Below are 11,988 nucleotides of genomic sequence, written 5' to 3' on the forward strand. Positions count from 1 at the left end.
TCAGCTGCACCACTCGCTGCGCTGCGCGTCGATCAGGCTGAGCGCGGCCTGCCAGGCCATGTCGATGATACCGTCGATGCCATCGCGCCCGAACTGTGCGGCGGTGTGCCGGCACACTTCCTCACTGGGGATGTTCAACGCCACGCCGGCAGACATCGCCTGGATTTGTGCCTGGCAGGCGCGCTCCAGGAAATAGATCTCGTGGAACGCTGCCGCCACGTTGCTGCCTGCGGCCAACAGCCCATGGTTGCGCAGGATCATCGCCTTGTGCGCGCCAAGGTCGGCGACCAGCCGTTCGCGTTCTTCCAGTGACAGCGCAATGCCTTCGTAGGTGTGATACGCCAGGTTGCCGTAAAACTTCAGCGCGTGCTGGGTCAGTGGTAGCAGGCCGTCACGTTGTGCTGCCACCGCCATACCCGCTGCCGTGTGGGTGTGGATGATGCAGTGCAGGTCCGGGCGCGCCTCGTGGATCGCCGAGTGGATGACGAAGCCGGCCGCATTGACCTTGCCACCGTTGAAATGGCTGTCGACCACGTTGCCGTCAAGGTCGATCAGCACCAGGTCGCTGGCACGCATCTTCTCGAACGCCACGCCGTAGCGGTTGATCAGAAAGTGCCGGTCGGGGCCCGGTACACGCAGGGTAATGTGCGTATCGATCAGGTCGGTCATGCGGTAGTAGGCGATCAGGCGATACAGCGCAGCCAGCTCGCAGCGCGATTGCCATTCGGTCTCTGACATGTTGTGAGGCTTGCTCATCAGGCGATTCCTTGCGAAGTGGAGAGGGCGGCCGGCCTGGCGCTAGTGCTGCGCAGGCGCGAGAGCCCCAGCACGCCGGCCAGCGACATCAAGGCCAGCACGCTGAAGAACAGCGCCAGCGGTACCCATTGCCCGGCGAACTGGCTGGCAACGAACGTGCCCAGCATTGGCGTAAGGCCACCGGTCAGGCCGCTGCCCAGCTGGTAGGCGATCGAAATGCCCGAGTAACGCACCCGGGCCGGGAAGGCTTCGGCCATATAGCCGGCAATCACCGCATACAGTGCCGACAGCATGACCACGGCCAGGGCGATGCCGGCGGTCATGTAGACCACATTGCCGGTTTGTACCAGCAGGAACATCGGGTACGGCACCACCATGCACAGCGCAGCTACCCAGGTCAGGAAACGCCCTTCGCCCAGGCGTTCGGCGAGCATGGCCGAACAGGGTTGCGAGAGAAACTGCAGGATGGTGACCACGAACAGGCAATCGAGAATGGTGGTCTTGGCGATGCCCTGATACTGGGTGACGTAGGTGATCATGAAGGTATTGGTGAAGAAGAACCCGCCAGAGCCGATGGTCACGGCCAGGGCCGCAAAGACGATGTTCCGCCAGTGGTTGCGCAGCACTTCGCGCACCGGGTTGTCGCTGGTCTGGTCGCTGTCCTTGACCTCGGCAAACTCTGGCGACTCCGGCACGCCGAAGCGGATCAGCAGGCCGACGATCATCAGCAGCCCGCTCATCAGGAACGGAATGCGCCAGCCCCAGCTCATCAGGTCTTCCGGCTCCATTGCAGTGATGAAGCGGAAGGCGATCAGCGCCAGCAGCAGGCCCGCCGGGCTGCCCCACTGGGCGAACGAGGCGAAGAACACCTTGCGGCCCTTGGGCGCATGCTCGCTGGCCATCAGCACCGCGCCGCCCCATTCGCCACCGACTGAAATGCCCTGTAGCAGGCGCAGGAAGATCAGGCCGATGGGGGCCCAGATACCGGCCTGAGCGTAGGTCGGCAGCAGGCCGATGCAGGTGGTGGCCACGCCCATCAGCACGATAGTCACCAGCAGCATCTTCTTGCGCCCCAGGCGGTCGCCCAGGTGGCCGAACACCATGCCGGCGAACGGCCGGGCGATAAAGCCCACGGCAAAGCTGCCGAACGCAGCCATGGTGCTGAGCATCGGGTTTTCGCTGGGGAAGAACAGCTGCCCGAGCACCAGGGCTGCGGCGAAGGCGTAGATGTAGAAATCATAGAATTCGATGGTGGTGCCAATAAAGGCAGCCGCCGCGGCACGACGCGGGGTGGGGGTGTTGGTCGTCATCTGAGGCTCCTGGGCGTCATTGTTATAGGCAGGAGAAGGAGAGCCCTGCACGGGCAGGACAACGGCACTCTGGCGGTGCGTTGCTTGATGTTGAGCCAAGTCCTATTCTAGGAAAAGCTTCTAATTTAAATACTCAAGTATAAGACCAGCAAATAATGACGCCGACGACAACGCCCCCAGCAAGAGACCCCGAAGCCAAGCGCTTTCTCAACGACCGCCTCGACTGGAACCTGTTGCGCACCTTTCTGGTGATCGGCCAGGAGGGCAGCATCAGCCGGGCGGCGGCACGCCTGCACCTGAGCCAACCGGCTGTGAGCCAGGCGCTAAGGCGCCTGGAGGAGCAACTGGACAGTGCCCTGGTGGTGCGTCGCGGGCCGCGCATCACCCTGTCGCAGGCGGGGCAGGAAGTGATGCAGATCGCCGCCGAACTGTACGGCACGGTCTCGCGCCTGGGGCCTGCGCTGGACAGCCCGGCCGAAACGGTGACGGGCAAGATCCGCCTGCTGAGCATCAGCCGCATCCAGTCCCGCGCCTACGATGACTTCCTTGCGCAGTTTCACAGCGACTACCCGCAGGTAGAGCTGGAGATCGATGTGCTGCGCAGTTCTGATGTGGCCAGTGGCTTGCTACAGAAGACCGCCTCGTTCGGCCTGAGCCTGTGCCGCACGCCCCAGCCCCGCCTGGAGCAACGGGTATTGCTCGAACAGCGCTACGCGTTTTTCTGTGGCAAGCGCCATCGCTTGTTTGGTCGCAAGAACCTCACCGTGGCGGACCTGCAGGGCGAGAACTTCGTAAGCTTCACCAGTGACCAGATGGGCGGCAACCTGTCGCCGCTGACGGTGTTTCGTGATCAGCAGGGGTTTACCGGGCGTATCGTCGCATCGTCACCGAGCCTGGATGAAATCCTGCGCTTGGTGGGGGCCGGTTATGGCATCGGCTGCCTGCCGGAGCACATCGTCGCGGCGGATGTGCAGGCCAATGAGCTGTGGCGCTTGCCGCCGTGGGAAGGGGTGATCGATGTGAACGTGTACCTGCTCTGGAACCGCGAGCAGAAGTTGACCCAGGCCGAGTCGATCTTTCTGGAACGGTTCCAGCAGATGCTAATGACTACTGACCCGGCCGAGCGGTTTTGATTGGCATACGGAGGCCTGCGGTAGATCGGTATAGTCCCGATTACACCGCTCCTGAAAAGGTCCGCAACCTCAATGGCAAATTAGATGAGTTTGTTGGAAGCATCGAAGCTCTTACCCCCCCACTATTTCGCTACCAAGGATGATCAGGGTTCGCTAGCCGGAACACTGATCCTGCCACAATTAGGGATAGGAATATGAACCTGCCGCGATCTTAATAGACCTCCGGAGGCCAGCAGAAACGGCTATTCTCGCTCTAGCGGATGTCCTGTATAGGCCTTATACGCTAGGACTTCCCCTAAATTTTCCTAAGAAATCTCGTATCTGGAGCCTGCGCATGGATGACCAAGCCTCAACCACAGCTGACACCCTTGAACTGTTGCATCTGAACCAAGTTGCCATCAGAGCAGCTCTGGAGGAGCTCTCGCTGTGGGTGAGCCATCGCGGCTCAGTCCACATACATGAGAACGTCATGGCTGCGCTAGCGACTCTTGATATCCATGCTGAGGCGATCTCAGCCGGGGTAGAACGCCTGCGGGCGTGAGCGATCCAAAGTATAGAGGTGGGCTAGCAAATTGAGCCCATCAGTCATTGGTTCAAATTTGCTAGCTTCGGGGGGCAAGACTGTTGTCCGGGGTTCATCCGGATATCTTTCTAAGCAAGCTTTCGACGATCCGCGATGGTTATCAGAGCAGCAGACTGGTGCGCGGCATCATCTACCTGGTTTGCACGTAGCGGTACTTGAAACTGCACCCGGAAGTCCAAATCCTAGAGGGCAAAAAAGGTCCCTTAAGGGCGTGCGTAGGTGGCAGAGCACGTCGACTCGTTGATCTGGTATGAAGTACATGGGTTGAACCGCAAAGCACGCGTTGGTAATTTAGCCAACTTCCTCAGTGTGAACAACTAGAATGCGATTATCACGTTGACGTTAGCACGCTAGAGAGTTGCATTGGTTTGACACTATCTGGTCGATCCTATGGTGCAACATGGGCTGTTGGTGAGGCTTGCTGAAAATCAGCTTGAGCAAACAGAGAGCCAGCATTTCCTGTTGTTCAGTAACGAATAGACAGAAGACAGCGCCTGCTGTTGATTGCGTGACTGGATACTCGAGAACTTAGAATGAAAGGCTCGAGCCCGATATGCAATGAGCCCTGCAGTGCAGGGTTTGGTCTTATTGAATGACGCGCCTAGTAGTGTATCCATGAGAAAGCCTCATCGGTACGCCTCCCAAAGTTTTGCCTAACCCTCGGCAGAATCTAGCCGGATTCGGTTCAAAAATGTGATCGGGGGCGCGCTGCGGGCCATCGCCTGCACGGGCTTCGCTTCACTATGGAAGTGCGTAGCTCAGGCCCAGAAACCAAACAGCACCAACGCCGCCACGCCAAGCCCAATCGCAACCGAACAACCGCCCAGCGACAGCGCCGCCCGGCCTTGCCTGTACCAGCCGTCATGGCCCAGTTGCCGAGCCGGCGCCAGCAGGCTGCGCCAGCGCAATTCCGTGTCGTGAAACGCCTGCAGGTTCGCTGGGTCCGCATCCAGCCAGCGACGAAAGTCGATCCGTTCGCAAGCCGTCACCTGTGGGCTTTGCAAGCGCACGTACCATTGCCCGGCAATACTCGCCAGCACATCCCGGCGCGAGCGACCGGCTTGCAGCGCCTTGTCCATGTTTCGCTCGATGCTCGCCAGGGGCAGGTCGAGGCGGGCGGCGATGGTGGCGAAGTCCAGTTGGTCGAGGCGGTTGAGCAGGAATACTTGCTGCACGCGCCGGGGCAGCCGCTTCAGTGCATGCAGCAGGGCGTTGTCGGCATCGTGTTCGACAACAGGCGTCGGGTGTTCAAGCGGCAGTAGCAGACGGGTCATGGACAGCTCCTTGCTTGAAGGGGGGAGAGGTGGGGGCATCTTCCTTGATGCGAGACCAGTCTAGGCGAAACGAGATTGATTCTCAAGTGCTGATTCCGCAAAGTTTTGTAATGAGCGTTCACGCTCTGAAACACCTTTGCTATCATGCGCGCCATCACGATCTTCATTAGCCTGAAGAGCAAAAAAAAAGACCCGGCAAAAAGCCGGGTCAAAAACCGTGATTAGCCTGATGAGGAGATAATCTAGAGCGACCTAAGCTCCAGGTTATCCAGCAGATCTCGCGATCAGCTGAGTGCAATAATAATCGTTATCATTTGCCAGTCAAATGAATTTTCGTCAACTCGGTAAAAAAGTTTTACCGATGCGCTTCCTTGTCCCGGCAATCGGGGCCTCTGCCGTTCGCGGCCATCACGTTCTCTCCCTTCTTTTTACTCAGAAATCCGGATCTGTGGCGCGCTTGTGCTCCAGCAGAGCGCGGGCCATGTCCATCATGTGCATCAACGCGTAAATCAGCTCGCGCTGGCTGCCGTGCTGGTGGCTGGCGGTTTCCTGCGCTGTGGCCGCAGCACAACGCAGCAGGGCGATGGCGTGCTCCTGGGCCTGGTCGCCGGTGACGCTGTCGTGCAGGGTCCAGATCTTGCTGTCGTGGGTTGGGCGCTGCGGCTTTGGGTTGAGGTAGTAGTCGAGGGCGCGGCGGGCGGCTTCGCTGTCGAGATCTGTTTCGTCGTTTTTCGGTGGTTTCATCGCGATACCTTCTGATTTCCCTTCAAACACACTGGAATCACAGGATAGGTCAAACTGTACTGACTATCTTCAGATAAATAATTCAGATTGTGTATTGCTGCGTGTAATACAGTCCGTATTGTTGCCGCTCATGGAAAACTGGAATGCATTTCTCAAGCGCTACAAGCGCGAACACAACTTAAGTCAGCTCAAGCTGGCCGAGCGCCTGGGCATGACTCAGGGTGGCGTGGGTCATTGGTTGCGTGGCACACGGCGGCCGACGCTGGAAACCATCAACGAAAAGCTGGAAAAACTCGGCCTGGTGTTTCTGGAAGCACAGGTCATGGTGGTAGAGCGTGACATCGTGCGTGAAGCACCTGCGCGCTATGCGGTCGAGCAGCCGGTGTCGGCCGAAGCGCTGCTTTATGCGAGCTTCCGCTTTCCGGTTCTGAGTTGGGCTGACTTGCAGGGGCCTTTACCTGAAGCAGGCAAATCCCACGAACAGACGGATTACATGCCCGCTGGCAATGCGTTCTGGCTGGTGGTGGAAAACGACTCGATGAATGCAGCCAGTGGCAAGAGTGTGCCTGAGGGCATGCGCGTGCTGGTGGATACTGGCCTGCCGGCAGAGCCAGGCAGGTTGGTGATTGCCCGGCAGCCGGGGCGGCCTGCGGTGTTGCGGCAGTTGGTCGAGGAGGGTGGCGACAAGATGCTCAAGCCGCTGAATACGCGTTATCCAACAATCCTGTGTGAGGAAGGCTGCGAGTTCTTGGGGGTAGTCGTGCGGGTGCACGGGACCTTCTAGAGTGCCGGGGCTGCTGCGCAGCCCATCGCGACGCAAGGCCGCTCCTACAGGGATCAGTGCAGGGTTCGATAGGGAGTATCGTGCCAACCATGGACATGGATAGATGGATTGCGCTTGTCCGCAATCGGATGGACGAGCTAGGGCTCACCCAAGAACAGCTTGCCGAGCGCGTTGGCGTGTCTCAAGGCAGTGTTGGGCACTGGGTCAACAAGCGGCGCCAGCCAAGAATTGAATCGATGAACCGCACGTTTGTCGAGCTTGGCATGCCTCATTACAACGTCAGGCTTGAGTTGCGCATTTATGGTCAGGGTGGCGAGGCTTGCCAAGTGGATGACAACCTAGACCTCATGCAATACATCGTAGGCTTCCGCTACCCGGTGTTGGGCTGGGATGAGTTAGGTGCTACCGAGAGCGCTGAAGCTGGAGTGTTCGAGCAGACGGACTACGTGGCCCAGGGCAAGGCGTTCTGGTTGACGGTTGAAAATGACGCGATGAGCGCCGTCAGTGGTCGCAGTGTGCCACAGGGCATGCGGATGCTGGTTGACCCGGGCGTGGAGGCTGAGGCTGGGCGTTTGGTTATCGCTCGTCAGCCGGGCAAACCGGCGATTTTCCGCGAGTTGGCCGAAGAAGGCGGGCAGCAGTATCTGAAGGCACTGAACAGCAATTACCCGGCGTTGTTGTGTGAGGAAGGTTGCGAGTTTCTCGGAGTGGTCGTTCGGGTGCACGGGGCTTTCTAGATTGCCGGGGCTGCTGCGCAGCCCATCGCCGGCAAGCCGGGCTCCCACAAGTACGGTGGCAACCTCGAACATTGCGCTGTCCCTGTGGGAGCGGGCAAGCCCGCGAACACCGGCGAAGCCGGTGCCAAGCACTGCGTCGTATTCTTCGCGGGCTTGCCCGCTCCCACAGGGTTAATGTCTACCTCACTCTGCCAGTTCGACCAGCACCGTCCCTTCGCTGACCATATCCCCTTCCTGGCAGAACAACGCCTTCACCGGGGTTAATGTCTACCTCACTCTGCCAGTTCGACCAGCACCGTCCCTTCGCTGACCATATCCCCTTCCTGGCAGAACAACGCCTTCACCGTCCCGCCATGCGGCGCGCGAATGCTGTGCTCCATCTTCATGGCCTCCAGCACCACCAGCGCCGTACCCGCTTCAACCACCTGCCCCGGCTCGACCAGTACCCGCACGATGCTGCCGTTCATGGGCGCACCCAGGCCACCTTGCTGGCCATGGCTGGCCTCGGCTTCGGCAATCGGGTCGAAGGCCTGAATGGCGTGCATCTCGCCATCCCAGTGCAGGTACAGCGTGCCGCCGCGGCGGATCGCCAAATGCTGGCGGCGCACACCTGCCTCATCGTGCACCAGTTGCTCACCCGCTAGCTGCCAGGTGGACGCAGCGCTGCGCTCCAGGGCAACCGCCTGGTCCTGCCCGGCGCTTACCAGATGCAGGCTGCTGCGTGCCGGCAGGCCCAAACGCAGGCCGTTGCGCTCACCCCACGGCGAACTGCGGTCGTCATCGCGCTGATGCCCGGCCTGCCCCTGCAGCCAGGCTTCGGCTGCCGCTTCCCAGAAGCCCGCTGGCAGCGCATGGGGCGCCGGCAGCAACACCTCCTGGTGACGCGGAATGAAGCCAGTGTCCAGCTCTGCCGCCGCAAACGCCGGGTGGGCGAGAATACGGCGCAGGAAAGCGATGTTGGTCTTCAGCCCGCCGATGGCGAACTCGTCGAGCATGGCCAGCAAGCGCAGGCGTGCCTGTTCGCGGTTTTCACCCCAGGCAATCAGCTTGCCCAGCATTGGGTCATAGAAGGGCGACACCACATCGCCTTCGCTGACACCGCTGTCTACCCGCCGGCCTTCGCCAGGCGCCGACTCACGGTACAGCGCCAGCTTGCCGGTGGCAGGCAAAAACTCGTTGGCCGGGTCTTCGGCATACAGCCGCACTTCGATGGCATGGCCGATCAGCGGCACCTGTTCCTGGGTGATCGGCAGGGCCTCGCCGCAGGCCACGCGAATCTGCCAGGCCACCAGGTCCAGGCCGGTGATGGCCTCGGTGACCGGGTGTTCCACCTGCAGGCGGGTGTTCATCTCCATGAAGAAGAACTCGCCACGGGCATCGAGCAGGAACTCCACGGTGCCGGCGCCCACATAGCCGATAGCCTGGGCCGCACGCACCGCCGCTTCGCCCATGGCCCGGCGCAGTTCGGGCGACAGGCCGGGGGCAGGGGCCTCTTCGACCACTTTCTGGTGGCGGCGCTGGATGGAGCAGTCGCGCTCGTTGAGGTACAGGCAGTTGCCGTGCTGGTCGGCAAACACCTGGATTTCGACGTGACGCGGCTTGAGCACGTACTTTTCCACCAGCATGCGCGCATCGCCGAACGACGACTGCGCCTCGCGCTGGGCCGAGGCCAAGGCGTCGGCCAGCTGGCTTTCTTCCTCGACCACTTTCATCCCCTTGCCGCCGCCGCCGGCGCTGGCCTTGAGCAGCACCGGGTAGCCGATGCGTTCGGCGGCGGCGCGGAAGGTGTCCAGGTCCTGGGCTTCGCCATGGTAGCCCGGCACCAGCGGCACGCCAGCGGCTTCCATCAGCGCCTTGGCCGCCGACTTGCTGCCCATGGCGTCGATGGCGCTGGCCGGTGGGCCTAGGAAGATCAGCCCGGCCTGTTCGATGGCGCGGGCGAAGCCTGCGTTTTCGGACAGAAAGCCATAGCCCGGGTGAATGGCCTGGGCACCGCTGGCCTTGGCGGCGGCCAGCAGCTTGTCCACCAGCAGGTAGCTTTCGGCGGCCTTGGTGCCGCCCAGGTCGACGCGGATATCCGCTTCGCGGCTGTGCCGGGCGTCACGGTCAGTGGCGCTGTGCACGGCAACGGTGGTCAGGCCCATGGCCTTGGCGGTGCGCATTATCCGGCAGGCGATTTCGCCACGGTTGGCGACCAGCAGGGTGGTCAAAGCGGGGCGGCTCATGGGCGCGGTTCCTTCTTGTCATCGGTTTGCCAGGCGGGGCGGCGTTTTTCGAGGAAAGCGCGCAGGCCCTCCTGGCCTTCGGCGCTGACGCGGATGCGGGCGATGGTGTTCTCGCAGTAGCGGCGCAGGGCCGGGCTGAGTTCGCCGTCGTCCACTTCGCGCAGCAAGTCCTTTGTGGCGCGCAATGCTTGCGGGCTGTTCTGCAGCAAGTTGTTCACCCACGTTTCGACCTGGGCGTCCAGCTCACTGGCAGGGTACACCTCGGCCAGCAGGCCCAGCTCGCGGGCCCGTACGCCGCTGAAACGCTCGGCAGTGAGGGCATAGCGGCGCGCGGCGCGTTCACCAATCGCCTTGACCACGAACGGGCTGATGACTGCCGGGGCCAGGCCAATGCGGACTTCCGACAGGCACAACTGGGCGTCTTCGGCGCCGATGGCCATGTCGCAGCAGCTGATCAGGCCCAGCGCGCCGCCAAAGGCTGCACCTTGCACCACGGCCAGGGTTGGCGTCTTCAGGCGGTGCAGGGCGTACATCAGCTCGCCCAGTTCGTGGGCGTCATCCAGGTTGGTGTTGAAGTCCAGCTGCGCCGACTGCTGCATCCAGGCCAGGTCGGCGCCGGCGCTGAAGTGCCGGCCACGGCCGCGCAGCAGCACAAAGCGCAGGCTGGCGTCTTCGGCCAGTCGGTCGATGGCCACGATCAGTTCGCGAATCATCTGCGCGTTGAAGGCGTTGTTCTTGTCCTCGCGGCTCAGCCACAGGGTGGCGAAGCCGCGTGGGTCACGGATCACTTCAAGGGTGCTGAAATCGCTCATGGGTTACATCCGGAAAATGCCGAAGCGGCTCTGTTCGATCGGTGCGTTCAGCGCGGCAGACAACGCCAGGCCAAGTACATCGCGGGTTTGTGCCGGGTCGATTACGCCGTCGTCCCACAGGCGGGCGCTGGAATAGTAAGGGTGGCCCTGGTGCTCGTACTGGTCGAGGATCGGTTGCTTGAGCCTGGCCTCGTCCTCGGCACTGAAGGGCTGGCCGCTGCGCTCACTTTGCTCGCGCTTGACCTGCGCCAACACGCCAGCGGCCTGTTCGGCGCCCATTACACCAATGCGCGCGTTGGGCCACATCCACAGGAAGCGTGGGTCGTAGGCGCGGCCGCACATGCCGTAGTTGCCGGCGCCAAAACTACCGCCAATGATCACCGTGAACTTCGGCACCTGGGCACAGGCCACGGCGGTAACCAGCTTGGCGCCGTGCTTGGCGATGCCGCCTTCTTCGTACTTCTTGCCCACCATGAAGCCGGTGATGTTCTGCAGGAACAGCAGCGGTATACCACGCTGGCAGGCCAGCTCGATGAAGTGCGCGCCTTTTTGCGCGGCTTCGGCGAACAGGATGCCGTTGTTGGCCAAAATCGCTACCGGGTAGCCATGCAGGTGGGCGAAGCCGCACACCAAGGTGGTGCCGAACAGGGCCTTGAACTCATCGAACACCGAGCCATCCACCAGCCGCGCGATCACTTCACGCACGTCGAACGGTTGCTTGGCGTCGGCTGGCACCACGCCATACAGCTCGTCGGCGGCATACAGTGGCGCCACCGGTGCCAGGCGCTGCAGCTTGCCCAGCTTGTGCCAGTTGAGGTTGGCCACGCTGCGCCGGGCGATGGCCAAGGCGTGCTCGTCGTTATCCGCATAGTGGTCGGCCACGCCGCTGGTGCGGCAATGCACATCGGCGCCACCCAGGTCTTCGGCGCTGACCACTTCACCTGTGGCGGCTTTTACCAGCGGCGGGCCGGCGAGGAAGATGGTCGCCTGCTGGCGCACCATGATCGCTTCGTCGGCCATGGCCGGTACGTAGGCGCCGCCAGCCGTGCACGAGCCCATCACCACGGCGATCTGCGGGATGCCTTGGGCGCTCATGTTGGCCTGGTTGAAGAAGATCCGCCCGAAATGCTCGCGGTCGGGGAATACTTCGTCCTGGCGCGGCAGGTTGGCGCCGCCCGAGTCCACCAGGTAAATGCACGGCAGGCGGTTTTGCAGGGCGATGGTCTGCGCACGCAGGTGCTTCTTCACCGTCAACGGGTAGTAAGAACCGCCTTTGACCGTGGCGTCGTTGGCCACGATCATGCATTCCACGCCTTCGACGCGGCCGATACCGGCGATCACGCCCGCGGCGGGCACGTCTTCGCCGTACACCTCATGGGCAGCCAGCTGGCCGATTTCGAGAAATGGCGAGCCCGGGTCCAACAAGCGGTCGATGCGTTCGCGGGGCAGCAGCTTGCCACGCGACGTGTGCCGCTCCTGGGCCTTGGGCCCGCCGCCCTGGGCCACCTGGGCGAGCAGGCCACGCAGGGCCTGGACCTGTTCGAGCATGGCCGCGCTGTTGCCGGCGAACTCCGCCGAACGCGGGTTGATCTGGGTGTGCAAGGTAGCCATGTGCGCCCGTCCTTTATGT

Annotated in this window: 11 protein-coding genes; 4 read left to right on the top strand and 7 right to left on the bottom strand. The window is 61.9% G+C overall.

Annotation, left to right across the window (positions count from 1 at the left end; all coding sequences use genetic code 11):
- Entirely contained in the window at positions 1 to 756 is a 756-nt protein-coding gene (locus AK81_RS11590) for a class II aldolase/adducin family protein (RefSeq protein WP_043199176.1), read from the bottom strand.
- Entirely contained in the window at positions 756 to 2,066 is a 1,311-nt protein-coding gene (locus AK81_RS11595; protein WP_043199177.1) for an MFS transporter, read from the bottom strand. The genes AK81_RS11590 and AK81_RS11595 overlap by 1 nt, the downstream gene beginning before the upstream one ends.
- Positions 2,067 to 2,221: 155 nt before the next feature.
- Between AK81_RS11595 and AK81_RS11600 the strand changes: the two genes are divergently transcribed.
- Together AK81_RS11600 and AK81_RS11605 are read left to right on the top strand one after the other, a co-directional pair.
- Positions 2,222 to 3,199, top strand: coding sequence for a LysR family transcriptional regulator (locus tag AK81_RS11600; protein WP_043199180.1), 978 nt, complete (start codon positions 2,222 to 2,224; stop codon positions 3,197 to 3,199).
- A 334-nt stretch (positions 3,200 to 3,533) separates the two neighbouring features.
- Positions 3,534 to 3,740 carry a hypothetical protein gene (locus AK81_RS11605; RefSeq protein ID WP_043199183.1) on the top strand — a complete coding sequence of 69 codons (207 nt, stop codon included), beginning with the start codon at positions 3,534 to 3,536 and terminating at the stop codon, positions 3,738 to 3,740.
- A gap of 800 nt (positions 3,741 to 4,540) precedes the next feature.
- Here the strand turns inward: AK81_RS11605 and AK81_RS11610 are convergent.
- Both AK81_RS11610 and AK81_RS11615 read right to left on the bottom strand, forming a co-directional pair.
- Complete coding sequence (locus tag AK81_RS11610; RefSeq protein ID WP_043199185.1) at positions 4,541 to 5,056, bottom strand: DUF4880 domain-containing protein; 516 nt, start codon at positions 5,054 to 5,056, stop codon at positions 4,541 to 4,543.
- 432 nt (positions 5,057 to 5,488) lie between these two features.
- Positions 5,489 to 5,800 (bottom strand): DUF6124 family protein, encoded by a 312-nt coding sequence (locus tag AK81_RS11615; RefSeq protein WP_043199186.1) that lies wholly within the window; start codon positions 5,798 to 5,800, stop codon positions 5,489 to 5,491.
- A gap of 130 nt (positions 5,801 to 5,930) precedes the next feature.
- Between AK81_RS11615 and AK81_RS11620 the strand changes: the two genes are divergently transcribed.
- Together AK81_RS11620 and AK81_RS11625 are read left to right on the top strand one after the other, a co-directional pair.
- The gene (locus AK81_RS11620) at positions 5,931 to 6,584 is read left to right on the top strand and encodes a LexA family protein (RefSeq protein WP_043199189.1); all 654 of its coding nucleotides are present in this window, start codon (positions 5,931 to 5,933) and stop codon (positions 6,582 to 6,584) included.
- A gap of 89 nt (positions 6,585 to 6,673) precedes the next feature.
- On the top strand, positions 6,674 to 7,321 hold the full coding sequence (locus AK81_RS11625; RefSeq protein WP_050491868.1) for a LexA family transcriptional regulator: 648 nt from the start codon (positions 6,674 to 6,676) through the stop codon (positions 7,319 to 7,321).
- A 272-nt stretch (positions 7,322 to 7,593) separates the two neighbouring features.
- On the opposite strand, the gene AK81_RS11630 is transcribed toward AK81_RS11625, so the two are convergent.
- Genes AK81_RS11630 through AK81_RS11640 form a run of 3 tightly spaced genes read right to left on the bottom strand, consistent with a single transcriptional unit; the run spans position 7,594 to position 11,969 of the window.
- Positions 7,594 to 9,546, bottom strand: a complete 1,953-nt coding sequence (locus AK81_RS11630) for an acetyl/propionyl/methylcrotonyl-CoA carboxylase subunit alpha (RefSeq protein WP_043199192.1) — start codon at positions 9,544 to 9,546, stop codon at positions 7,594 to 7,596.
- Positions 9,543 to 10,358: a gamma-carboxygeranoyl-CoA hydratase gene (locus AK81_RS11635; RefSeq protein WP_043199194.1), complete on the bottom strand. Its 816-nt coding sequence runs from the start codon at positions 10,356 to 10,358 to the stop codon at positions 9,543 to 9,545. Before AK81_RS11635 ends, AK81_RS11630 begins: the two co-directional genes overlap by 4 nt.
- 3 nt (positions 10,359 to 10,361) lie before the next feature.
- A complete protein-coding gene (locus AK81_RS11640) occupies positions 10,362 to 11,969 on the bottom strand; it encodes a carboxyl transferase domain-containing protein (protein ID WP_012273265.1) in 1,608 nt (535 codons plus the stop codon).
- Positions 11,970 to 11,988: the final 19 nt, after the last annotated feature.

It is taken from the genome of Pseudomonas putida W15Oct28 (assembly GCF_000708715.2).
Lineage (GTDB): Bacteria > Pseudomonadota > Gammaproteobacteria > Pseudomonadales > Pseudomonadaceae > Aquipseudomonas > Aquipseudomonas putida_R.

What these genes read in the sequence shown, in the direction of transcription:
- AK81_RS11610 (WP_043199185.1), bottom strand. Translation starts at nt 5,056, where the DNA reads ATGACCCGTCTGCTACTGCCGCTTGAACACCCGACGCCTGTTGTCGAA.
- AK81_RS11635 (WP_043199194.1), bottom strand. Translation starts at nt 10,358, where the DNA reads ATGAGCGATTTCAGCACCCTTGAAGTGATCCGTGACCCACGCGGCTTC.
- AK81_RS11630 (WP_043199192.1), bottom strand. Translation starts at nt 9,546, where the DNA reads ATGAGCCGCCCCGCTTTGACCACCCTGCTGGTCGCCAACCGTGGCGAA.
- AK81_RS11615 (WP_043199186.1), bottom strand. Translation starts at nt 5,800, where the DNA reads ATGAAACCACCGAAAAACGACGAAACAGATCTCGACAGCGAAGCCGCC.
- AK81_RS11620 (WP_043199189.1), top strand. Translation starts at nt 5,931, where the DNA reads ATGGAAAACTGGAATGCATTTCTCAAGCGCTACAAGCGCGAACACAAC.
- AK81_RS11600 (WP_043199180.1), top strand. Translation starts at nt 2,222, where the DNA reads ATGACGCCGACGACAACGCCCCCAGCAAGAGACCCCGAAGCCAAGCGC.
- AK81_RS11625 (WP_050491868.1), top strand. Translation starts at nt 6,674, where the DNA reads ATGGACATGGATAGATGGATTGCGCTTGTCCGCAATCGGATGGACGAG.
- AK81_RS11595 (WP_043199177.1), bottom strand. Translation starts at nt 2,066, where the DNA reads ATGACGACCAACACCCCCACCCCGCGTCGTGCCGCGGCGGCTGCCTTT.
- AK81_RS11605 (WP_043199183.1), top strand. Translation starts at nt 3,534, where the DNA reads ATGGATGACCAAGCCTCAACCACAGCTGACACCCTTGAACTGTTGCAT.
- AK81_RS11590 (WP_043199176.1), bottom strand. Translation starts at nt 756, where the DNA reads ATGAGCAAGCCTCACAACATGTCAGAGACCGAATGGCAATCGCGCTGC.
- AK81_RS11640 (WP_012273265.1), bottom strand. Translation starts at nt 11,969, where the DNA reads ATGGCTACCTTGCACACCCAGATCAACCCGCGTTCGGCGGAGTTCGCC.